The sequence below is a fragment of the Paraburkholderia sp. SIMBA_054 genome, from assembly GCF_046534875.1.
Classification (GTDB): domain Bacteria; phylum Pseudomonadota; class Gammaproteobacteria; order Burkholderiales; family Burkholderiaceae; genus Paraburkholderia; species Paraburkholderia hospita.
In genome coordinates, this window is sequence record NZ_JAWRXV010001120.1 from 1 (window position 1) to 258 (window position 258).

Annotated in this window: 1 protein-coding gene; it reads right to left on the reverse strand. The window is 69.4% G+C overall.

From position 1 onward, the window contains the following. Positions 1-258 (reverse strand): acetyl-CoA hydrolase/transferase C-terminal domain-containing protein (locus SB822_RS58645; protein WP_410859314.1); only part of this gene is annotated, 258 nt, incomplete at both ends.

The window sequence follows — 258 nt, forward strand, 5'->3', positions numbered from 1 at the left end:
CGCGGGATCGTCGCGTGGCCGTAATTCCAGCGCACGTTCGATTCCTCGCGCCCACCGGCATCGGCGCGGCTGGCGCGGAACATCAGCACGCTGCGCGCATCCTCCAGCGCGTGGGCCATGGCGACGAAGTTGTACTGGCCGCCGACCCCGGAAACCACGCGCCCATCCTCGAGCGCATCGGAAGCCGCCGCGCCCAGCGCGGAGACGATCATGCAACTGTTGAAGAAGCGCGCATCGCGGCGCTGCAGTCGCTCGAGG